Source organism: Vibrio gazogenes, from assembly GCF_002196515.1.
Taxonomy (GTDB): Bacteria; Pseudomonadota; Gammaproteobacteria; order Enterobacterales; family Vibrionaceae; genus Vibrio; species Vibrio gazogenes_A.
On the sequence record NZ_CP018835.1, the window covers coordinates 1430007 to 1453109 of the forward strand.

Consider the following 23103-nt stretch of genomic DNA (forward strand, 5'->3'; position numbering starts at 1 on the left):
AATATTGATGATTAATCCGTCCCACCAACAGTAATTGCATCGAGTTTGAGAGTTGGCTGTCCGACACCGACAGGTAAGCTTTGTCCGGCTTTACCACACACACCAACCCCTTTATCAATTTGTAAATCATTACCAACCATCGAGACTTGTTGCATCGCTTCAATTCCTGAACCGATTAAGGTCGCCCCTTTGATAGGTCGGGTAATTTTGCCGTTTTCAATCAAATAGGCTTCAGATGCAGAAAAAACAAACTTTCCAGAGGTAATATCGACCTGACCACCGCCAAAGTTTGGTGCATATACGCCCTTTTCAACCGTTGAAATAATTTCTTCCGGTGTATGCTGACCGGGAAGCATATATGTATTGGTCATTCTCGGCATCGGTAAATGGGCATAAGACTCCCGGCGACCATTGCCGGTCGGTGCTACCCCCATCAGGCGTGCATTCAATTTATCTTGCATATATCCTTTCAGCACACCATTTTCGATCAGGACATTATACTGTCCCGGAACCCCTTCATCATCAACATTCAATGATCCACGGCGATCTTTTAACGTGCCGTCATCGACGATGGTACAAAGATCCGAGGTAACTTTCTGCCCGATCTTACCGGCAAATACCGATGATCCCTTACGATTAAAGTCGCCTTCGAGTCCATGACCGACGGCTTCATGTAGTAACACACCCGGCCAACCGGCTCCGAGAACAACAGGCATGGTCCCCGCAGGTGCGGCAACCGCTTCGAGATTGACCAGAGCCTGTCGAATGGCTTCATCGGCAAATTCATAAGCCACGGCCATACCGTCTCGCTCAGTCAGGAAGTAATCATAACCCACTCGACCACCGCCTCCGGCGCTGCCTTTTTCACGACGCTCACCTTTTTGTGCCAGTACACTAATGGATAATCGCACTAACGGCCGCGTATCTCCGGCATATGTACCATCGGAAGCAGCAATTAAAACTTGTTCATAGACACCACTCAGACTGATCGACACTTCTTGAATCAGCGGCTCTTTGGTGCGGATATAAGCATCCAGCGCTTTCAGTAATTCAGTCTTCTGTTGCTTTTGCCAGCTATCAAGCGGATTATCCATACCGTAATAATCCTGCGTATTGCTGCGAGAAAATTGCCGGACCCGCTGTTGACCACTCTGGCCTTGCTGAGCAATCCCTCTTGCTGCGGTTGCACTCTGCTGCAAAGCCTCTTCTGTTAACTGGTCTGAATAAGCAAACCCGGTTTTTTCACCGCTGACTGCCCGGACACCAACACCCCGATCAATATTGAAAGATCCGTCTTTAATCAAACCATCTTCCAGAACCAGCGATTCATGCCAACTGGACTGAAAATACAGATCCGCATAATCGATCTGCCGAGCCATCATAGTCGACAACGTTTGCTCAATGAATTGTTCAGAAAGCCCGGTCGGATGAAGCAGTGCTTTTTCTATATGTTCAATTGTCATAATTCGCTCTTCTGTTCCAAAAACTGATTGCTAAATCTTGTATGCGATAATACCGGCATTGAAGTTCTCACCTGAGCTAACAAATCAAGATCGATATCGGCGACCAATGTCGCTGCGGTTTGTGCCAGACTTGCTACGACCTCTCCCCAAGGGTTAATCACCATGGAGTGTCCCCAAGTTTCCCGGCCTCCCTCATGGACACCCCCTTGGTTCACAGCAACGACCCAGCATTGGGTTTCAATTGCTCGGGCTCTCAGGAGTATCTCCCAGTGAGCTCGTCCGGTCACAGCGGTAAATGCGGCCGGAACCAATATAACCTGAGCACCTTGCTGGCGTAACATAGAATAGAGATGAGGGAAACGAACATCATAACAAATCGAAAGCCCCAACTCACCAAACGGTGTGGATGCGAGCCGAACTTCGGAGCCGGGAAAAAAGATATCGGACTCGCGATAATGGCGGTGTCCATCGGCAACATCAACGTCAAACATATGCAGCTTATCATAAGAAGTGACGAGCTGACCGTCAGCAGAATACACCAGCAGTGTGGTTGTCACTCCCTGTGGCGTTCTCACCGGAAAACTACCAATGACGAGCCAGACTGAAAAGGCTTTCGCAATCCGACTCAAAGCCTCCTGTAAAGGGCCGCTCCCCAACACTTCAGCATGATGATGATAGTCCTGTTTAGAACCGAAAACGATGGCATTTTCCGGTGTCACTATCCACTCAGCACCCTGAGCAGATAACGCTTCAACCTGTGTTTCAATCCATCGCATATTGTGCTCCGGATCAGCTCCGGATGTCATCTGAATTAAACCGACTCGGCTCATTGGGTTGCTCCTTGTTTGTGTTGCTGTGCTTCTTCGCGTAGTTTTTCCGGTAGTTTGAACTCACCTTTACTACGGGAGATCTCTTTCACAACAGGACTATCAATCGGCCCTTTCACTTCATAATTGACTTCCGTGAATACCTCAACCACCGGGGAGATCACGGTTGTGATGGCCAACACATAGAGTGCTGTCACTGGGTTGACCGCAAAAGCACTGAGGACAGGTAATCCGGACGTCACATCAGGCACAAAATTCACTTCAGCATCAATGGTATTGGCGTTCAGGTCAACCATACCTTTAATGGTCATATTGCCAGCCAAAGCATCCATCTCAATATTATTGGTTACGAACACACCCTGTGATATTTCTCCGCTTCCTTCAATTGAGTCAAACGCCATTCCCTGATCAAAAACATCACTGAAATCGAGCTGCATCTTACGAATAATAGAATCTAAACTAAATAATCCCAGAAAACGTGCCGCACCACTGACATCGGAGATGCTGCCCTTGCCCAGTTTTGAACTGACCGAGCCTTTGAGGGTATCAACTTGTGCCGCCCATGGTGCGCCATCCCATGCCATCTGTGTCTTAATCGAGAACGGGGCATTCTGAATCCCCGAGGTGATCCCAAAGCGTTCCATCAGATCACTATTGTTATCGCCTTTCAAATCCATGTTTAGCACAGTATGGGACTGTTTCCCATCCAGTGTCCACTGACCATTGGCATGAATTTCATTACTTCCGCTGACGATATCTATTTTCTTCCATGACAGTGTTTTCCCCTGTCGCTGGAAGTCCATATTCAAATGACCGACTTTATACCCTTGAAACCAGAAATCTTTGATCACTAATGTCAGGTTTGGCATCAACTGATGAAACTGACGATCAAAATTGGTAATCCGACGCTCATTTTGACGAGACTCATCAACAAATAATGAATCATGATCTTTACGCTTTTCCAATGCGGGGACATAAAGATGCAGTTGATCCAAAGACACACTCAAATCATAGGGCGCAATATAATTGGCTTTCCCTTTCATTTCTTGGCTCTGGAGGTTCATACGCCAGCCAAAACTTTTATGTCGGGCAAGAAAATCCACATCATGCCATTCCAGTGACGCCAGTGTCAGATCTTTCACCTGCAATTCGACATGATCCGGTATCGGAATTTGTGGCATTGACATCGTATGCCGGGAACCTGTTTTCGGCGCACCAGAAGACACGTCTTCTTTGGTCAGCAAGGCAATCCACTGATCAAGATCGAAATGATTTAAGCGGATGGCAGCTGAATGGCCGACAATCGGACTGACTTTAAAGCTCCCGTTCCCCAAAATCAGGTTGGTTGCCGTGAGCACTGGCTCGGATTGTGTCACATCGATTTCTGTCTGATACTTGGCATGCGGGACCTGAAGCCGGGCACTGATCGTTTCCTGATTACCAGAAATCTGTAGAGCGGCTTTCCCCGGTTCCTGAGCCTTTTTATTGAATGGATACGGATACAGGCTGGTTATCGCTTGCAAATCAGTATTCAGGTCTGCCTGATAAGAAAAACCAATATCATTGAGCTGAATATCGACGCCCATCTCCCATGGCGCATGGCCGGAGAGCGGTGCAATCCATTTCTGGCCGACATAAGATGCCAAGGGCGTAACTTCCCAATCGCCGACCGTGTCAATATGAACATTGTATCCCTTGCTGCTACTTTCTCCCTGAAAATCCCATGTGACAGGTTGACCAAGCATCTCCCCCTGCAACGCTGACGCGGTTACCACATCATTATCAAACCGAATACGTCCGGAAACTTTGCGTAAATCAAGTGGCGGAGATTGAATATCAACGCGGTTGTTCTTGAGGTCAGCCCAGCCCCATGCTCTCGGCTCTTGGTCGCTTTCAAAAGGAATATTGAGCTGAAACTCAGATTGAATCTTGCCGTTAACCTGTACGGTCGTTAATGCAGCACCGACCGAATGAACTAACGGGGTCGATGTCATAAAATCACGTAACGCATTCCCTTGGGCTTGGGCCTTTGCTTCAATTTCAATATGGCCAGAATGCATTAATGCCGGTATCCGTCCGGTAATCCGTAGCGCATTCACATCCATCAGATGCGCCTGTCTTGAATCCAGATACATGGATTCATTCTGAAACAGCAGATTCAGCTGTAAATCGGTTAAAGGTGGCCATGCGGTATTGTAACTGAACCGGGCATTTTTTAACCCGACCCAAGCCTGAAAAATACCGTTATTTCGCTGATAAGGAAAATCCTTGAGACGCCCGTACCACAATATCTTCGCCGTCTTAACCTTCCCACCCTGAATTGCAGTCGACAGATAATCGGTCAACTCATCGCCTAATGCCCGGACCGGCAAATAACGCCATGTCTCTCCGGCCTGAAAGAGATCAACTTCGCTATACAGTGACAGTAACGGACTCTGATCATGGAACATATCCAGTTTAAATTGACCAACAGTCTGTAAATCCGGCGTACGTACAGCGACATGATCTGACCATAAGGACCAGCCATCCGCTGTAGACTGCCAGACTAGATTGACCTGACCTTTTTGGATAATCAGCGGTGCCTGAAACACATCACCGTAAGGAAGTGTGTCATCATCCAGATTGGCACGAATCACCGCTTTATCGGTATTGCCACGGATACTTGCCTGAAGATGATGCACTTCTGGCAATAAATACCACTGCTGAATCGAGCCTTCTGAAAGTTGTGCGGAATATTGCCGGATGCCCTGCATATCACCGGCTAAACGAATATCATGCAAGGTACCTTCCGGTTTCAGTTGTGTCAGCATTCCTTGCAATTGCTCTGACAAAGGCATCCGTTTAATCAGCGGCACTAATGAACCAATGTTAATCTCACCGATATTCATCAGCCAATGATCAGGCTGCCATTTCATCAAAAAATTGAGTTCCGGCCATTGGGCCTCGTCTGTTTGCAATACCACAGACTGAGCTTGAATCACCATGCCATCTTGCTTTGGAATCAGCCGGAACACCCCTTCCTGCATATGTAAACGGTGTTGTTTATTTGTCGCCGAATCTGCATGTTGAGTGGATAAATCCGACCAGAACAGATCGGAAGGACGAACCTGTACATAGCCATCTTTCGGGGTATTGTGTTCGAGCGTCAACCAGCCATCGAAACTAACCTGTCCACTATGAATACCAGTCTCTTTTTTCAGGTACTGAGTCAGCCATGGACCAACACTAATATTGTCCGAACTGACATAGAACTGGCCAGAAATATCATGGAATGAGTCAAAATCTTCAAAATCAGCACGAACAGAAAGAGAGTTGATACCGGTATTGGTGACACTCACCACGCCTTGAGCCTGATGGTGATGACCCTTGTTTTTCCATTTCAGTCTGGCAATTTCCAATTGTCGGATATCACCCGAGATTGAGCGGTAACGAATGGCCGAGTCCAGAACAGAAAAATCATCAAGCTGGCGCAGAAAAATATTGTCCAGATGACGAATGGTTTCCTGTTGTACTTTTTTTTGCTCTTGGGAATCATTGGATGACTGTTGTTGAAACAGATCAACCGAACTCACATCTAATTTTGACTGGTGAATCACTAAGTTGGCAATTACGGGCTGCCATTGCAGCAGTGATTTGAATAAATCGAATTCAATATCCACCCGATCTGCGGCAAAATGAATATTCGATTCATCGGGTAGATGTGCTTGAAACCCCGTCAAAGACAGAGAAGGATGACGATTACGCCAGTATCCATGTATATCCTTCACAGAAAACTGAATTTCAGCCTGCCGGTTCATCCATTCGGTCATCGGTATCTGATACTGATTCATATGAGGTAAAGCAACTCTCAAAGCTGAAATCAGAATCGCAAGCAAAACCAACAGGCTTAATAAAAGCCATAGTGATGTCCGAACAAGACGAGAAACTATAAAACGCACAATACCCTACTCAGTTAAGTCACATCATGACAACATCAAACTGTTCCTGGACATACAAATGTTCCGCTTGAATCCGTACCTGTTTGCCGATAAAGACCTCAAGCTCGGCCAATGCATGCGATTCATCACCCTGTAAAGAATCCGCAACCGCCGGCGAAGCATAGACGACAAAGTTATCGGCATCATAGGCACGGTTAACCCGGGTAATTTCACGCAAAATTTCAAAACAAACGGTTTCAACAGTTTTGACTTGTCCACGTCCTTCACATGTTGGACAAGTCGAACACAATACATGTTCAATACTTTCCCGTGTTCTCTTACGTGTCATCTCGACCAATCCCAAATGCGTGAAGCCATTGATATTGGTTTTAACACGATCTTTACTCAGTGCAGTTTCTAAGGAGGTCAGCACGCGGGTCCGGTGTTCTTCCGAGACCATATCAATAAAATCAATAATAATGATGCCCCCCAGATTGCGCAGCCGAAGTTGACGGGCGATCGCCTGGGTTGCTTCTATATTGGTGTTGAAAATCGTCTCTTCCAGATTGCGACGGCCAACAAACGCACCGGTATTAATATCAATGGTGGTCATGGCTTCTGTTTGGTCGATAATCAGATAGCCGCCGGATTTCAGCTCAACCTTACGCTCCAGAGAACGCTGGATTTCATTCTCTGTATCATACATATCAAAGATAGGTTTATCGCCTTCATACAACACCAGTTTCTCAGTCAGTTCCGGCACATATTCAGACGTGAATTCTTTGAGGTTTTCAAACTCCAGACGCGAGTCCACTAACACTTTGGTTAAATCGGTTCCGACAAAATCTCTGAGAATTCGTTGTGACAACCCCAGTTCGCCATAAAGGGTAGTACGCGTTTTATACTTTGCCCGCCGCTCGATAATCTTGCTCCACAAGCGCTTGAGAAAAGCGGCATCCTGAGAGAGTTCTTTCTCATCCGCACCTTCTGCCGCAGTCCGGATAATAAAGCCGCCCAGTTCATCACAATAATTAGCGACGATATTCTTGAGACGTTCTCTTTCACTCTCACTTTCAATTCGTTGGGAAACACCGACATGACTGGCCCCGGGCATGAAAACCAGATAGCGGGAAGGTAACGTAATATCCGTCGTCAGGCGGGCGCCTTTCGTACCGAGCGGATCTTTGACAACCTGTACGACGATATCTTGTCCCTGACGGACAAGTTCAGAGATATCGCGCACCTGAAACTGCTGCTTTTCATTTTCCGCCACACACTCAGTGTGAGGAACAATATCCGAAGCATGAAGAAAAGCGGCCTTATCCAGACCGATATCAACAAATGCAGCCTGCATACCGGGTAACACCCGACTCACTTTTCCTTTATAGATATTTCCGACGATACCGCGTTTCGCATCCCGCTCGATATGGATTTCCTGAAGGACGCCACCCTCTATCATCGCCACGCGACTCTCACTCGGAGTTACATTCAACAACAACTCTGCACTCATGAGCGCACCTCAATTTGATTTTATAAAAATTTATGCAAGAGCTGGTCAGTTTCAAATAGCGGTAGCCCGACAACGGCAAAATAGCTACCTTCAATCCGAGTTACAAATTTTCCACCCAATCCCTGAATACCATAACTGCCAGCTTTATCACACGGCTCACCCGATTGCCAATAACGTTCTATTTCATCATCCGACAACGGTTTAAACCATACATCAGTGGTTACAACTATCGTGTGTGTTTGTTGGGTATCCGTCACCGTCACAGCAGTCATGACTTGATGATTTCGCCCAGAAAGCTGCAAGAGCATCTGCCGAGCATGCGTCAAACATGTCGGTTTTTCGAGAATATGCTGATCAATCACCACTATCGTATCAGCACCTAAAACAACCGCTTGCTCTGACTTCACCATGTCCAAACCCGCGATAGCCTTTTCTCGGGATAATCTCGACACATAAGCTTTTGCTGATTCATGAGCCTGATGCGCTTCTACGACCTCAGGTAAAATAATGTCGAACGAGTAACCTAACTGCGTCAGGAGCTCTTTTCGTCTCGGGGAAGCTGATGCAAGATAAAGTATTCGGTCATTCATCGAATATTCCAGTAGCGTCTCACTCGTCTCAGCAGCAGGAAAAGCCACGGCCACAAAATGCAGCTAATGATCCCGCCCCATAAAGAAAGCGCATTAAACTCAACAGGCCGGAACAAAAACTCGCCTCCCAGAACCATGACATCTAGCGCGATTGTCAGTAATCCGATCACGATTGCCTGTTGCCACAACGCCATATTCCGCAGAATCAAAAAATTCATCGCAACAATATACACAATAATAGACAACATCATGCCACGGATCCCCAACGTCGATCCGAGAATCAAGTCCCAGAGTAACCCGAGCACCAGCGCAGTTCCGACATTCACACGATGAGGCAGCGCGAGTACCCAATAACAGAGAATCAGTAAAATCCATGAAGGGCGTAATAACTCAAGCGCGCCCGGCCATGGAATGGTCTGCAAAACCAGCGCACAAAAGAAGGATACCCAGATCACAACATGTCCTCTCAGGACGTTATTGGCCACGCTGCCCCTCCTTATTCAATGTATCCATTAAAGACTGACGGGCGTTCTGTTGTCGATCTTCATTCGGCCAGACCAGCAGCAAATAACGTAAGCGATCAAAATCAACCACAGGTGTTGCTTCAATCACAGCAAATTCACGACGGGTGTCTTTATCCACTTTAGATACTCTGGCAACAGGATAACCTTCCGGATAAATGCCCCCTAATCCTGAGGATGCTAATAAATCTCCCACTTCAATATCGGTACTACTCGGAATATGTTCCAGTTGAATATACTCCGATTGACCATTACCGGAAGCAATCACCCGTATATCGTTACGCAGATCCTGAACAGGAATCGCACTATTGGCATCAATCAACAATAAAACCCGGCTATTATGCGCAGCCACAAACGTTACCTGACCGACAATCCCGTTTTCATTAATGACGGGTTGACCTTCATAGACACCATCAGTGCGGCCTTTATCAATGACAACTTGGTGGGTATAAGGTGAGGTATCGACAGCCATCACTTCCGTGACCATCTTGCGCTCATCCCGGACGAAAGAAGATCCCAGTAGCTTTCTTAAGCGCTGATTTTCCTCTTTATACTGATTGAACAAAATCAAATCACTTCTGAGCGTCAACACTTCTTGTTTCAGGCGTTGATTCGATTTCAATAGCGTCCGATGACTCTGCATTCGCTCATAAAAACCATCAAATAAAACCCGTGGCAGGTCAGCAGCATACTGAATGGGTGCAACAAAACTGTTGAGGAAATAACGTACGTGAGAAAAAGTATTTAAACGACTATCAGCCAGCATAAGACTGGCTGATAAAACAACGGCAAAAAATAGACGTAGCGAAAGAGATGGACCTCGCCCAAAAATTGGCTTCATGATGACAATCCCGTTTTGCAGCGTCTCTTCATCTCAAACAATGACACAAAGATGGCACTACTCTTCACTAAATAAATCACCGCCATGCATGTCGATCATTTCTAGTGCTTTACCACCACCTCGGGCGACACATGTCAGTGGATCATCGGCGACGACAACAGGGATTCCCGTTTCTTCCGTCAGCAGACGATCAATATCTTTCAGCAGTGCACCACCACCTGTCAGCACCATTCCGTTTTCAGAAATATCGGATGCTAGTTCCGGTGGACATTGCTCTAATGCAATCATCACGGCGGAGACAATCCCCGTGAGCGGCTCCTGAAGGGCTTCCAGAATCTCATTCGAGTTCAGCGTAAAACTACGCGGTACACCTTCGGCTAAGTTACGACCACGAACTTCGATTTCCCGGACATCATCACCCGGATAAGCGGTCCCGATTTCATGTTTAATTTTTTCAGCCGTCGCTTCACCAATCAAACTGCCGTAGTTCCGGCGTACATAATTGATAATGGCTTCATCAAATCGGTCACCGCCAATCCGTACTGAAGATGAATACACGACACCATTCAGAGAGATAACCGCAACTTCGGTCGTACCACCACCGATATCAACAACCATTGAACCGGTCGGTTCTGACACTCGAAGTCCTGCACCGATGGCCGCAGCCATAGGTTCATCAATCAAATAGACTTCCCGGGCACCGGCGCCTTCTGCCGACTCTTTGATCGCACGCCGTTCAACCTGAGTTGAACCACAAGGAACACAGATCAACACCCGAGGACTCGGTTTAAGAAAACTATTGTCATGGACTTGTTTGATAAAAGTTTGCAACATTTTCTCAGTGACGTAAAAATCAGCGATTACACCATCTTTCATGGGGCGGATCGCTGAAATATTTCCCGGAGTTCGTCCCAGCATTTGTTTCGCCGCATGTCCGACGGCAGCGACACTACGACCACCACGCCCTTTATCTTGGCGAATTGCGACAACGGAAGGCTCATCAAGAACAATACCTTGTCCTTTAACGTATATAAGCGTGTTGGCAGTCCCTAAATCAATCGATAAGTCGTTTGAAAACATGCCACGAAGTTTCTTAAACATATTCTTCGTTCATCCTGCAAGAAAATTGAAGATTAAAATTCCGTTAAATGTACCAATGCCTTGCTGTCACAGCAAGATATAGACACAGAAACATGGACAGAAACACGCAATTTCTAACAGATTTCTTACTCAAGGCTAAGATTCCGTCTGAAATAGCACCGAATCTTAGCCAATTCTGTCAGCGCTGAGCGGGTTTCGTTTTCCAGCGTTTCCGTTTCCCCGGTTTAACATTTGTTATCCGAGGTTTAGGAATCCATTGAGATTCGACATCAAATAACCGTCCCTGAACACCATTGACCCCCAAAGACTGAAGTACTTTCCATTCGCCTTCGGATTCAACACCAACGGCGATAATCCGAGTGTCCGCACCACGGCAAACACCCACCATACTCCGAACGAACAACTGATTCTCTGAGCGTCGTTCGATCCCTTTGACCAGACTACGGTGAAGTTTCAGATAGTCAATTTTGAATTCTTTAATGTAATGCGTACTGACAATCGTACGCCCAACCTGTCCAACCACAATTTGGCAATTGAACGCCGCAATCATTTTTAGTACGGGCCGCATATAGTCAAGATGTTTGACTAAGTGACTTTCCGTAAACTCAAAGCAGAGCCGCTGGCGATACGCTCGAGGCAGTTGCATCAGCAAATTTCTGAACCAGATAAAGTGAGCACGCTGAGCAAATGAAGTGACATATAAATTGATCGAATATATATCAGTCGCATCACCTTCCTCACGGAGAAACCGTACAACGCGATGACAGGTAACACGATCCAGTACCATCTCGTATCCGACAGCGACAATCGCTGAGATAAACCGGGACGTTTTCATAAAGCCCTGCCCCGGCTCAGGAATTCTGACAAAAAGTTCTCGATGAGCAATAGAAAGTTGCTTCTGACGAGAGATAACATAACAGTCCTGTTTGAATAAACATATTTTCTCTTCGGTCAGGTTATGTTCAAACAGACTGCGCCACCGAACGTTGCCTCTTTCATCATCGGCCGATTTAACCTTGTTAAAACGGCTCCACGCATTGACACCTTCCAACTGGGCACTTTTTAATGCGGTCTCCACCTCATCAATGATTCTCCCCCATTGTTCACCTTCGGTGTACATCGTGATGCCGATATGGCACCAGTTACTCCGGTCCAGCGGCACAGGCGGACTAAGCCGCTCAATACCTTTCAAGCATTGAACCGCGACTTGAGCCACTTCTTTTGAACTTTGGTGGGGGAGCAACACCGAGAAAACCGCGTCATAATAACGCGACAGGATAGCATCCGGATAACGTTGGATCACATTCGAAATACATTCCCCGACCTGAACAACCAGATGATCAAATTCCGTTTTATCAAGCCCGTCCAACTCATCGATCTGTAACATCAGGACACCGCCACGAGCATCATTTTCAAGTAAAGCGGCTTCGAGCTTGCTATCAAATAACACCCGGTTGGCTGTCCCCGTCAGTTGATCCAAGAATGTCTGCGTGCGGATAAATGTATCAAAACGACTTCGTTCCTGTCGGGCATCCTGAAGCTCTTCAATCAGTCGATCGAGCGCCTCACTCGCGGTATAAGGCCACTCTCGCTCATCCCCCTTTGCATAACGTTCTACCTGCCCTGCAAGGATCATTCTACCGCGTTCTTCAAGCAATTCAGAACCAAGCAATTGAGCCTGTAACCATTTTACACCTCTGAGCAGACACACAATGATCAAAACCACCGCAAAGGTTGTAGACCACATGGCACTGAAAGAGTAAGTAAAACCGATATAGGGCGGGACAGCCTTAAAATGTAAGGTGTAATCATGATTGCGTTTCAGATCAAAATTCGCACGATACAACCGACTGTCCTCAACCGAGGAGGTAGTATCTTTAAATCGGTACACGACCCCCGCTTTCGAAGTGAGTGTCATTTCAACGATATTACTGGCATGAAGTAACTTGGGAACCCAGCGCTGCATGGAATAGGCAGCATCAGGCTCATCTAATTCTTTATCAATGACTTCAACTACACCATATAGGTAGTGATTGAGATATTCATGTCCCAAGCGTTGAAAAGAAAGGGTTCCGCCAATAAACAAGATAAAAATCGCCCCAGTCACAATCATCGTGACCACCGCAACCAATCGGGTGCTGAGCTTGAGCGTTGGCGTATATCTCATGAATATCAAATCCTTTTATATTCATTGAAAAATTGAATTGTCTTTCATTCAGGATACAACAAATCATGTCATATGACGGTGAGTCGTATAACATGATCAAAAATAACAGGGGAAACACTGCCCTTCTATCGGGGACAATATATACCTGAACCGAAGTATCCAAAAGAACACCTTCATTCACTTTTTACGCGCAAGCTTGGTTTAATTCTGCCTGTTCCTTTCTTTTCTCAGATAATTTCCCCCATTTCATCAAGATATCCGTCGTAATAACCGCTTTTCTCTAACTTAGCCTCACCAAGATGGTTCAACGTAAATTTGAGAGACTCCTCCCATAAAGCAAAGCATTAACGACCGCACAATCAGGACGCGAGTTGCTTCTGCTGCTGAGAGAGCCAATCAATCCAAGCAGACATTCCTTCACCGGTGGTGGCAGATAATTTGATCACTTGGATCTGCGGATTGATCTGACGCGCGTTCGCGATACAGGCTTCGATATCAAAATCGACGTAATCCAACAGATCAATTTTATTCACCAGCATTAACTGAGAAGCAGCAAACATATTCGGATACTTCAATGGCTTATCTTCTCCTTCCGTGACAGATAAAATAGTGACTTTATGCTGCTCTCCCAAATCAAAACTCGCAGGGCAAACTAAATTACCGACATTTTCAATGAACAAGATACCGGATGTTTGCATATCAAGCTGATGATAGGCACGGTGGATCATCTGAGCGTCCAGATGGCAGCCTTTGCCGGTATTGACCTGAATCGCGGGTACGTCAGTTGCCCGAATTCGGTTTGCATCCTGACTGGTCTGTTGATCCCCTTCAATCACCGCACATGAATAGCTGGATTGCAACTGCTTCAGCGTTTCGACCAGAAGGGTCGTCTTACCGGATCCCGGACTCGACATCAGATTCAAAACCAGTTGACCATGGGCTTGAAAATGAGCGCGGTTCTCATCAGCGATTTGATCATTCTGGCTCAGAATATCTTGTTCCAGATGGATTAACTGACGCTGAGACACCCCGGTAACATGTGTTTGAGCGGCCCCCTGACCATAGTGAAGATCTCCCTGTACCGTCACTGTCGGCTGATGGGCTTCTTCGTGGTGATGAGCACCCGCAGACTCATGCACCGTATTCACCTCTGACGACAATTCATCCTGATGCACATGATAGTGAATATGATGGTGGACATCGCCCTGATGACTGTAATGATGATGAACGACCAACGGCTGTACTTTTGGCGGTTCAGCATGAGGATGAGGATGAGAGTGACCGTGATGGTCATGATGGTCATGATGGTCATGATGGTCATGATGATGCTCGTCCAAGTGACTTTCGCCACAACCGCAAACACTACACATAAGATTCTACCTCTATCGATTTAATTTTTAATTCTTGTCCGGTTTCAACGATTAACTGATATGAATGACAAAGCGGACAACCGGTATAATGGGTCTCAATATCAACTTGCTGTTGGCACTCTTCACACCAAGCGGTGGCAGGAATCATCTCCACTAAAAATTGCGCACCTTCCGCTAAAGTCTCGCGACTCGCAAATTGCAGGCCGGTCAATAACGCATCCGGCTCAATACAAGAAAGCACGCCGATTCCCAAGGTCACTGCCGTTACCCGATGAGATTGGCGCTGATGGGCATGTTCAACGACAAGATCAATCGTTTTCAGACTCAGAGATAATTCATGCATGATTGACTCCTAACAAATACGCGGTAATAACTCGCCTGCGGGGAAATCAAGATAGCGCCGACTTCCCCACGCGGTATGCAAGACGGGTTTCGCCGGCGATAACGAGACAGCTTCGCCAATCACCGCTGCCTGTGAATGAAACTGCTGCAAGACTTCGAGCGTCCGCTGTGCCTGTGCCGCAGGGACCGCAATGACAAACGTCCCTTCATTCGCCAAATCACAGGGCTCAAAGCCACATAATTCACAGATGCCCCGCACGGCATCATCGACTGGGATTTGTGCTTCCTGAATCGCCAGTTGCATCCCGCTACACTGACACCACTCGTTCAACACCGCAGACAGTCCCCCACGCGTTGCATCACGCATCGCATGAATATCGATGGAATCGGCTAACAACGCCTCAACCACTGGCCACAATACGGCACAGTCACTGATGATGGGGTGCGCAAGCCGTAGTGATTCTCTGGCAGCCAGAATACAAGCGCCGTGGCACCCGATATCCCGGGAAACCAAAATCACATCCCCTGCCATGATTCGGTGAGCCGAGACATCTGCTTTTTGTATTGCACCGATACCCGTGGTATTGATGAACACCTTATCAGCCATGCCTCTGGGCACGACTTTGGTATCACCACAGACGATTTGGGTCTGACCGACAGCAAGCTCTGTTGCCATGGCATCGACAATTGCCTCTAACTCACGAATGAGCGTGCCTTCTTCAATGATGAAACTACAACTCAAATAAGTCGGTTTTGCTGCAACCATCGCCAAGTCATTACAAGTCCCGGCGACCGCAAGTGTCCCGATGTTGCCACCGGCAAAAAAATGGGGAGAAACGGTGAAACTGTCGGTGGTCATGGCCAGCGGTGACGGCATATTCAATGTGGCAGCATCTTCAGCCTGATTGAGAATATCGTTACCAAACCGTTGCCAAAACAGATGCCGGATCAGGTGATTCATCTCCACACCACCGCCACCATGGCTCAATTGAACTGTCGGTTGTTTGTTCATGAATGATTACTCCTGTGGCGCTGTGTGAAAACCGGCATAACGATAATAAGCATTGCAAGCACCTTCAGAGCTCACCATACAGCTCCCCATCGGCCGACTCGGCTGACATGCTTTACCAAAAACTTTGCAATCCGTCGGACTGGCAAGCCCGCGTAAAATATCCCCACAGCGGCACGCTTTGTGATCCGGTACCGGGGCTTGTGGTAGCAGCGATTCAAACAACACTTCCGCGTCCATATCCGCATATTGCGCCCGAAGCTTCAGGGCAGACTGCGGAATATTCCCCAACCCACGCCAGTTAAATGCAGCGCGAACATCAAAAACATCGGCAATACATGTCTGAGCAACCGCATTCCCCTCAAATGAAACCGCTCGCGAGTATTGCGTCTGCAAGGCAGGCTGGCCACTCAAAGCGAGTTCAACCAGCATCAATACCGATTCCAACACATCGACAGGCTCAAAACCGGCCACCACCACCGGAATCTGGTAATGCTGAACGATCGGTTGATAAATTTTTGCACCAGTTATCACGCTGACATGCGACGGGCCGAGAAATGCATTCACGCGCGTCATTGAATCCGCCATCACTGCATCCATTGCAGGTGGCACCAGTACATGATTAATGTGAAAACTGAGATTGGTCAGTTGTAGACGTCGCGCTTGTTGTACTAAAACCGCAGTCATGGGGGTTGTGGTTTCGAAACCGATAGCGAAATAAACCACCTTCTGCTGTGGATTCTGTTGTGCAATCTCAAGCACATCCATCGGGTCATAAATCGGCACAACCGAACCGCCATTGGCCCGACATTCGGCCAAAGACAAACGAGAACCCGGCACCCGAATCATATCGCCTAAGGTCACCAGAATGACCCCTTCGGTCTGTGCCAGAATAATGGCATGATCAATCCGTTCTTTCGGCATGATACAAACCGGACACCCCGGCCCATGCACAAAATGTAAATTCTCCGGCAATAGTTGCTGAATGCCATATTTCATAATGGTGTGTGTGTGCCCGCCACACACCTCCATCATGTAAAGCGGCTCCGGTAAGTCACGTGCTTTATGTCGAATTTGCTCCGCCAAAGCACGAATCACTGCTGGTTGCCGAAAGCCCTGATACAAAGTCCGGACCGAATCTGTCACCGTTGTTTCGTCATTCATCACTTCACCCGACCCACATGTCATCAGAACTAACCTGACTGATCAGTTCGCGATAGGTTTGCAGACTTTCCTTTGCTTCTTGCTGATCAATTTTACTGATCGCAAACCCCACATGAATCAGTAAGTGTTCACCAACCTGAATGGGTTCTGATATCAAGTGGGTACTAACTTCTCTCTCGACACCTAATGTATCGACGACAGCGGTCATCTGTTCTTGATCGACACTGACAACACTCGCGGGAATACATAAACACATCTCTCATTACTCTCTGTTGCCCGATCAATCAGCCCCTAGGACTGCCCCATCGGATCATTCTCAATTACTCAGCGCTGGTGAATGCCATACCAGAGCTGTCCCATCGCAATACCGCTATCATTGACCGGAACCATAGTGCCGCTATATATCGGCTGTGTGTGTTCATCCCAGTTGTGCCACAAGATATCCATCAACAATCGGTTCTGAAAAACGCCGCCACTGACAATCACCGGCAGTGATGGATAACGACCCGCCATCTGCTGAATCGCCCCGGCCAGCGCTGCAATCAGCCCCTGACAAGCATCGGACACGGCCTCTTGGCTGAGCCAAATTTTCGATTCAATCCCCCGAATCAACAACGGTTGCCAATCCAGTAGCGAAGTCCCGTCTTCCCAGTTCATCTCCCACGGTGTATCGGCTTGCCCCGCTGTCATTGCTGCAGATTCCACCAGTAAGCCACTTTCGCCGTCAAAATCAGGCCGCCCCAGCAATGCACCTAAACAGGCCCACGCATCGAACAGTCGCCCGACAGAAGTACACCGTGGTGAGTGTTGACCGGACAGCCACAGTTGATGAAGGTTGAAAAAGTCATGTTCATGCCACGATTGAAATGCCGGATGTGCCAGTGACTGGATGTCTTGCAGTGAATAACATTCAAGTAGCATCGCCAGAAGAATCCGGGCGGGCTCACGAATGGCCTGCTCTCCGCCAATCAAGCGAAACGGCTTTAAACAACCACAACGTTGATAACCTTGCGTATCCGCCAGCAAGACTTCTCCGCCCCAGACCGTGTCATCATCGCCCATACCGGTACCATCAAATGCAAATCCTAATACGGGGCCGGTTAACTGATATTCTGCCATCACCGCCAGAATATGAGCGTGATGATGCTGTACCTGTAAAAGGTTGCCGGATTGCGCTTTAGCGGACTGGGTTGAAAAATATCCCGGGTGATAGTCACAAACCCATTGTGAAGGCTCACACTGGTATAGATGTTGAAATAACGAAATCGTCTTTTCATACCGTTGTTGTGTATCCAGATCATCCAGATCACCGATATAGGGCGACAACATAGCCTGTCCGGACAAGGCCATAGCAATCGTCGCTTTTTGCTGAGCCCCCATTGCCACAACAGGCGCCCCCTGATAATCACAGTGATGACTGAATGGTGCATAACCTCTTGCCATCCGCAGCACCCGAATAGCGTGACCGGCCTGATGAACAATACTATCGTCACAAGGATTGGCAATCGGCCGATCATGATCCAACACACCGTCTAAAGCTTCGCCAAACAGACGCAACATCTCATCGCTGTCAGTCACTAGTGGCATCCCGGAAAGATTGCCGCTGGTCATCACGAGAATCGGCTCACTCCGGTAGCGACGATATTGCTCAAACAGCAGATGATGTAACGGGGTATAAGGGAGCATCACGCCCAAATAAGGACTGTCGCACGAAACGTCGGGGACAAGATGCGGATGAGAGCGACGCTTCATCAACACGATCGGGGCAGCACTGGCGGCTAATGCCTGCCATTCGGCAGTTTCCCCACTGACATATTGCATCGCGGTTTCGACACAATCGACCATGACAGCAAAGGGTTTACGCTGACGGTGCTTCATTTGGCGCAATTTCATCACACTGGCTGGCAAGGTTGCATCACAAACCAGATGGAAGCCCCCAATCCCTTTCACAGCGATCACACCGCCACGGCTGAGTATCTCGGCAGCGTGTTCAAATACCTCATCATACCGGGTAGCCTGAGTATCACGCAGAGAAACCCTCGGTCCACAATGGTGACAACTGGTGGGCTGCGCATGATAGCGTCGATTGCTCGGCTCTTGATAGGCCTGTAAACATGACGGGCAGAAATCAAACGCTTTCATTGAGGTGTTTACCCGATCATAAGGCAGTTGCTCAATAATCGAATATCTGGGACCACAATGGGTACAGTTGATAAATGGATAGTGATAATAAGGAGAACGTTCATCATTCATTTCAGACAAACATTCAGGGCAGATCGACTGATCCGGAGCAACACTGACAGCGACATGCGTCTCATGCTGACTCGGATGAATGGTAAACCCTTGTGCGCGCCCCAGATGCTGACGCGAGCAAGCAACATCATCAACTCTGGCAAGCCGGGGCGGACGTTCATGCAGCGCCCGAACAAACAAATCAAGTGCCTCTTTGCGCCCCTGAACGTCAATTTTGACACCGGCAGAGCTATTCATCACCCAGCCGGATAAATGATGCTGAACCGCAAGCTGATAGACAAAGGGGCGGAAACCGACCCCTTGAACAACCCCGGAGACACAAATAAAATATCGTTCATTCATGGCACAACCAGCCCTGAGAACTAAAGAGACGAGAGAACGAAAAGTCTGCTCATTGAAAACACTTTCTTATGGAAGAAAACCCTGCCCACTCAAGAGAGTAGAAACGAACCACCCAGCATGGCGACAATAGCGCCAAGCATTTTCACCAAGCGGCCACTGGCTGAAAAACGCAACACAGCACTGCCAATGACAATACCGGTCATATGTAACAAGAACGTGGAAAGTACAAAGCCACTGAAATAAGCCAATGCATGGCTATTGAACGGCATCTCTGCACCGTGTGCCATCCCATGAAAGACCGCAAATGCCATGACTAAAACCGTGACCCATAAATGAGAAACTTGCACACTCCGCCAGAGCAAAATGCCCATCACGACGACACTGAGCGCGATATACAGTTCTACGCTCGGGATCACTAAACCGGACACCCCTAAAATGCCACCGACAATCATCAATGCGATGAAAGAAAGCGGCATCTGCCAGCGACTTCTTCCCCCAAATAAAGCCGCCAAGACACCAACACTGATCATCACACTAAGATGATCGACACCAGTCAGTGGATGCAAGATGCCACTTTCAAAACCATGATCTCCCCCATGACCGGAGTGTGCGAATGCCAGTGGAGAAAACAAAACCAGTAACCCAAGGAGTAAATTCTTTATTTTCATGTTGATCTCTTTCTCTAAGACTAAATATATTCCCAACTATTGATTCAACCCGAGAATCCTTTCTGCGTGCGTATAAATATTGGCTTGTCCCGGCCGGCAATAACCACACAACGTGACATTGAGACGTTCCGCTAAATCAACCGCCATATCAGTCGCGGCTGAGATGGCACATAAAATCTCCACCCCACCAGCTGCGGCTTTTTGCACCATTTCAAAGCTGGCCCGGCTCGTAACCAAGACCACCCCTTTCCGTTTATGATGCTTGGTGACCCAACCGATTAATTTATCGAGCGCAATATGCCGTCCGACATCTTCAAATAATGTTTCCAATTCACCGTGTGTGTTCATATATGCCGCCGCATGACAAGATCCGGTCAGTTGATTCAGTTGCTGGCTCTGCTGCAAACGATTTAAAGCATCATCCAATTTCTGCAAATGAAATGTTGTATGGCTTTCCAGTGGTGTTTGTACACGACAAACATGAGCCAACTGGTCCGTACCACAGAGACCACATCCGGTCATCCCCGCCATTGTCCGCCGTTTTTCCTGAAGACGGCTGATACAGCGGTTGGCAATATCGATCGAGAGCGTGATGCCATCAGGGCTCATCTGAATGTTGATATCATGAATATCACGATCATGATCAATGATGCCTTCGGTCAGCGAAAACCCGACAGCAAACATATCCAAATCTCTGGGGGTACACATCATGACGGTGTAAGCCACCCCGTTATATTCCAAAGCAACAGGCACTTCCTGAATCAGCGTATCGTCAACCAGATGACACTGACGCTCCTGCCGATAGCGAACAATTTTTTTATGACTGACAGAATCAATATTCTGTACCGTGAAAGGTTCATTCATAGGTCAATCCTGATTCATGACGAGGTTGATTCAGTCTCAGGCAAATAGTCCTTGCTACTAATCCCCATCCGTTGCATTCGTGACAGTAATGTGGTCCTTTTTAAACCAAGTTTTGCAGCCGCACCACGGGCGCCAGCGACAATACCATTACTTTCTTTAAGCGCCTGAATCACCGTATCACGATTTATTTCAATCGTATCGGTTTTCTCTCGCTGAGCGTCTGTGGCATGCTCCTGTTGCTGCAATTCAGCTTTCGGGACTTCCAAGCCTAATTTCACTAATTCGTCCAATGGAACATTCAGCACATCACCACGCGTTAAAATCACAGATCGCTCAATAAAGTTACGTAACTGCCTGACATTACCCGGCCAGGCAAATGCGGTCAGTGCACGCATCGTTTCATTGGTAATCGCAGTAATATGCTTCCCCATTTGCTTGGCAATCACCCGTGTAAAATGCTTTACCAATAAGGGGATATCTTCCGGCCGCTGACGGAGCGGCGGGATTTCTATCGGGAAAATATTCAATCGGTAATACAGGTCATTGCGAAACGTTTTTTCCTGAACCATAGAGAGTAAATCTGCATTGGTTGCAACTACGATCCGCACATCAACCTGAATCAACTGGTTTTTCCCGACCCGTTCAATTTCATTTTCCTGTAATACCCGCAACAACTTCGGTTGCAACGCCAACGGCATATCACCGATTTCGTCTAAAAACAGCGTCCCTTGATGGGCCTGCTCAAAACGTCCAACCCGCTGATGGACGGCTCCGGTAAACGCACCACGCTCATGCCCGAAAAGCTCACTCTCAAATAATCCCTCCGGCACGGCGGCACAGTTCATTTTCACCATCCGTTTTTGGCTACGCCGACTCATCTTATGAATCGCCCGGGCAACCAGTTCTTTACCGGTTCCGGTTTCACCCAGAATCAAAACCGTACTATCACAATCAGCGACCATCGCAACCTGATCAAGCACTCGGTTCATCGCTTCACTCTGGCTGATAATATCGTCAAAAATACGCTGCTTCTCATCTTTTGACTCAATCGAAATGTATTCACTTTTCGGCAGCACTTTCGTGTGCGTTTCATGCACACTTAAACTATGCATCGCCATCGCAACCCGCGCCGCAATTTGCTGAAGCAAGTCAAGATCGAGCGCCACATTTTGATCGTTCTTATGCAGCATATAGGCAATGTATCCGACGCGATTGGTCCGGAATACCATGGGAATCACGATCAGCTGTTCGATATCTTCTGCAAACTCAATTGCATTCTTCTGAAAAAATAATGGCCTTAAATCATCGCCCTGAATGAATACGGGCGAATAAGGATCTTTCGTATTGTGAAACGCACTGTCATCACTAAAAAAATGGCAATGATGATGAATGTCGCCCTGAATCAAATCGCTGGTGTACTGAATGTAATGCCCTTGATAAGGTTCAATCAGTGCTAAATGATGCATCGCAAAATGTTGCTTCAGACAACGGAGCAAAGAATTGAGTAATGTTTCTTTACTATTTTGGCTGATAACTGCATTCGTCACGTCCACCAGAATATGATAGTTATCTCGTTCATGGCTCAGTTGCTGAGCCACATTCGACGCTAATTCATGCTCAACAACATGTGCAATGAAAGAGACGAGAATACTACTGACCATGCGAAACTGCTTTTCACCATCCGCCATATGACTGAGCTTAGGGTTGATAAACTCAATCACTCCCAGTTGCTGACTGACTGTGTTCAGCGGCATTTTGCAATAATGATCAATGTCCCGGTAAGCCGGATGATCAGCAAAATGAGGATAGTAATAAGCAAAGCCGTCACGATCGAGTTCGTAGACGCCATCATCATAAGACTGATGATATAAACCTATCTCTTGAGGATGAAATGTCTCATGCTGAACTTGCTGATCGCTATCAACATAGTAAAGAAGCAATTCATCAGAAACGTCCCGATGCAGGATAATGTTCATCCGCTCGACTTGCAGAAATGAACATTCCTCATCATTTAGAAATTTCAATAAGTCAGACATATCGTGAATCGATAGCATGGCTTTTGAAAAGTTCATCAACTCTTGAGCAATTCTATTCATAATCAGTCACGACTCAATCAAAGGCTCTTTACACCAGATGAATATATACAGAACATTG

General features: G+C 47.4%; 18 protein-coding genes. All 18 read right to left on the reverse strand.

The features are described 5' to 3' along the window. Nucleotides 1-11: 11 nt before the first annotated feature. On the reverse strand, nt 12-1463 hold the full coding sequence (tldD, locus tag BSQ33_RS06585; RefSeq protein ID WP_088133693.1) for a metalloprotease TldD: 1452 nt from the start codon (nt 1461-1463) through the stop codon (nt 12-14). After that, complete coding sequence (locus BSQ33_RS06590) at nt 1460-2293, reverse strand: carbon-nitrogen hydrolase family protein (RefSeq protein ID WP_021019757.1); 834 nt, start codon at nt 2291-2293, stop codon at nt 1460-1462. The genes tldD and BSQ33_RS06590 overlap by 4 nt, the downstream gene beginning before the upstream one ends. Further along, the gene (locus BSQ33_RS06595; protein ID WP_088133694.1) at nt 2290-6228 is read right to left on the reverse strand and encodes a YhdP family protein; all 3939 of its coding nucleotides are present in this window, start codon (nt 6226-6228) and stop codon (nt 2290-2292) included. Before BSQ33_RS06595 ends, BSQ33_RS06590 begins: the two co-directional genes overlap by 4 nt. 19 nt (nt 6229-6247) lie before the next feature. Then, a complete protein-coding gene (gene rng / locus BSQ33_RS06600) occupies nt 6248-7717 on the reverse strand; it encodes a ribonuclease G (RefSeq protein WP_021019755.1) in 1470 nt (489 codons plus the stop codon). A gap of 20 nt (nt 7718-7737) precedes the next feature. Beyond that, nucleotides 7738-8307 carry a Maf family protein gene (locus tag BSQ33_RS06605; protein WP_021019754.1) on the reverse strand — a complete coding sequence of 190 codons (570 nt, stop codon included), beginning with the start codon at nt 8305-8307 and terminating at the stop codon, nt 7738-7740. Beyond that, a complete protein-coding gene (gene mreD / locus BSQ33_RS06610; RefSeq protein ID WP_088133695.1) occupies nt 8304-8792 on the reverse strand; it encodes a rod shape-determining protein MreD in 489 nt (162 codons plus the stop codon). The genes BSQ33_RS06605 and mreD overlap by 4 nt, the downstream gene beginning before the upstream one ends. Further along, nucleotides 8782-9669 carry a rod shape-determining protein MreC gene (mreC, locus tag BSQ33_RS06615; RefSeq protein ID WP_021019752.1) on the reverse strand — a complete coding sequence of 296 codons (888 nt, stop codon included), beginning with the start codon at nt 9667-9669 and terminating at the stop codon, nt 8782-8784. The genes mreD and mreC overlap by 11 nt, the downstream gene beginning before the upstream one ends. Nucleotides 9670-9726: 57 nt before the next feature. Further along, nucleotides 9727-10770, reverse strand: coding sequence for a rod shape-determining protein (locus BSQ33_RS06620; protein ID WP_021019751.1), 1044 nt, complete (start codon nt 10768-10770; stop codon nt 9727-9729). A gap of 178 nt (nt 10771-10948) precedes the next feature. Beyond that, the gene (gene csrD, locus BSQ33_RS06625) at nt 10949-12883 is read right to left on the reverse strand and encodes an RNase E specificity factor CsrD (protein ID WP_027694110.1); all 1935 of its coding nucleotides are present in this window, start codon (nt 12881-12883) and stop codon (nt 10949-10951) included. A 413-nt stretch (nt 12884-13296) separates the two neighbouring features. Continuing rightward, nucleotides 13297-14307, reverse strand: coding sequence for a hydrogenase nickel incorporation protein HypB (hypB, locus tag BSQ33_RS06630; protein ID WP_088133696.1), 1011 nt, complete (start codon nt 14305-14307; stop codon nt 13297-13299). Beyond that, nucleotides 14300-14650, reverse strand: a complete 351-nt coding sequence (hypA, locus tag BSQ33_RS06635; RefSeq protein WP_088133697.1) for a hydrogenase maturation nickel metallochaperone HypA — start codon at nt 14648-14650, stop codon at nt 14300-14302. The genes hypB and hypA overlap by 8 nt, the downstream gene beginning before the upstream one ends. 9 nt (nt 14651-14659) lie before the next feature. Next, nucleotides 14660-15661, reverse strand: coding sequence for a hydrogenase expression/formation protein HypE (gene hypE / locus BSQ33_RS06640; protein ID WP_088133698.1), 1002 nt, complete (start codon nt 15659-15661; stop codon nt 14660-14662). A 6-nt stretch (nt 15662-15667) separates the two neighbouring features. After that, nucleotides 15668-16822: a hydrogenase formation protein HypD gene (gene hypD, locus BSQ33_RS06645; protein ID WP_088134549.1), complete on the reverse strand. Its 1155-nt coding sequence runs from the start codon at nt 16820-16822 to the stop codon at nt 15668-15670. Nucleotides 16823-16826: 4 nt separating this feature from the next. After that, entirely contained in the window at nt 16827-17078 is a 252-nt protein-coding gene (locus BSQ33_RS06650; protein WP_021019745.1) for a HypC/HybG/HupF family hydrogenase formation chaperone, read from the reverse strand. Nucleotides 17079-17146: 68 nt separating this feature from the next. After that, on the reverse strand, nt 17147-19417 hold the full coding sequence (hypF, locus tag BSQ33_RS06655) for a carbamoyltransferase HypF (protein WP_088133699.1): 2271 nt from the start codon (nt 19415-19417) through the stop codon (nt 17147-17149). Nucleotides 19418-19506: 89 nt separating this feature from the next. After that, nucleotides 19507-20085 carry a HupE/UreJ family protein gene (locus tag BSQ33_RS06660; RefSeq protein ID WP_021019743.1) on the reverse strand — a complete coding sequence of 193 codons (579 nt, stop codon included), beginning with the start codon at nt 20083-20085 and terminating at the stop codon, nt 19507-19509. A gap of 36 nt (nt 20086-20121) precedes the next feature. Then, nucleotides 20122-20949: a formate dehydrogenase accessory sulfurtransferase FdhD gene (gene fdhD, locus BSQ33_RS06665; protein ID WP_088133700.1), complete on the reverse strand. Its 828-nt coding sequence runs from the start codon at nt 20947-20949 to the stop codon at nt 20122-20124. Nucleotides 20950-20963: 14 nt separating this feature from the next. Beyond that, on the reverse strand, nt 20964-23045 hold the full coding sequence (locus BSQ33_RS06670; protein ID WP_088133701.1) for a sigma 54-interacting transcriptional regulator: 2082 nt from the start codon (nt 23043-23045) through the stop codon (nt 20964-20966). Between the last annotated feature and the right edge of the window lie 58 nt (nt 23046-23103).

Excerpts from the sequence above, each read along its gene's own strand:
- mreC (WP_021019752.1), bottom strand. The coding sequence starts at position 9,669 with ATGAAGCCAATTTTTGGGCGAGGTCCATCTCTTTCGCTACGTCTATTT.
- hypD (WP_088134549.1), bottom strand. The coding sequence starts at position 16,822 with ATGAATGACGAAACAACGGTGACAGATTCGGTCCGGACTTTGTATCAG.
- hypB (WP_088133696.1), bottom strand. The coding sequence starts at position 14,307 with ATGTGTAGTGTTTGCGGTTGTGGCGAAAGTCACTTGGACGAGCATCAT.
- rng (WP_021019755.1), bottom strand. The coding sequence starts at position 7,717 with ATGAGTGCAGAGTTGTTGTTGAATGTAACTCCGAGTGAGAGTCGCGTG.
- hypE (WP_088133698.1), bottom strand. The coding sequence starts at position 15,661 with ATGAACAAACAACCGACAGTTCAATTGAGCCATGGTGGCGGTGGTGTG.
- BSQ33_RS06590 (WP_021019757.1), bottom strand. The coding sequence starts at position 2,293 with ATGAGCCGAGTCGGTTTAATTCAGATGACATCCGGAGCTGATCCGGAG.
- csrD (WP_027694110.1), bottom strand. The coding sequence starts at position 12,883 with ATGATTGTGACTGGGGCGATTTTTATCTTGTTTATTGGCGGAACCCTT.
- tldD (WP_088133693.1), bottom strand. The coding sequence starts at position 1,463 with ATGACAATTGAACATATAGAAAAAGCACTGCTTCATCCGACCGGGCTT.
- BSQ33_RS06660 (WP_021019743.1), bottom strand. The coding sequence starts at position 20,085 with ATGAAAATAAAGAATTTACTCCTTGGGTTACTGGTTTTGTTTTCTCCA.
- hypF (WP_088133699.1), bottom strand. The coding sequence starts at position 19,417 with ATGAATGAACGATATTTTATTTGTGTCTCCGGGGTTGTTCAAGGGGTC.
- BSQ33_RS06620 (WP_021019751.1), bottom strand. The coding sequence starts at position 10,770 with ATGTTTAAGAAACTTCGTGGCATGTTTTCAAACGACTTATCGATTGAT.
- BSQ33_RS06670 (WP_088133701.1), bottom strand. The coding sequence starts at position 23,045 with ATGAATAGAATTGCTCAAGAGTTGATGAACTTTTCAAAAGCCATGCTA.
- fdhD (WP_088133700.1), bottom strand. The coding sequence starts at position 20,949 with ATGAATGAACCTTTCACGGTACAGAATATTGATTCTGTCAGTCATAAA.
- BSQ33_RS06605 (WP_021019754.1), bottom strand. The coding sequence starts at position 8,307 with ATGAATGACCGAATACTTTATCTTGCATCAGCTTCCCCGAGACGAAAA.
- hypA (WP_088133697.1), bottom strand. The coding sequence starts at position 14,650 with ATGCATGAATTATCTCTGAGTCTGAAAACGATTGATCTTGTCGTTGAA.
- BSQ33_RS06650 (WP_021019745.1), bottom strand. The coding sequence starts at position 17,078 with ATGTGTTTATGTATTCCCGCGAGTGTTGTCAGTGTCGATCAAGAACAG.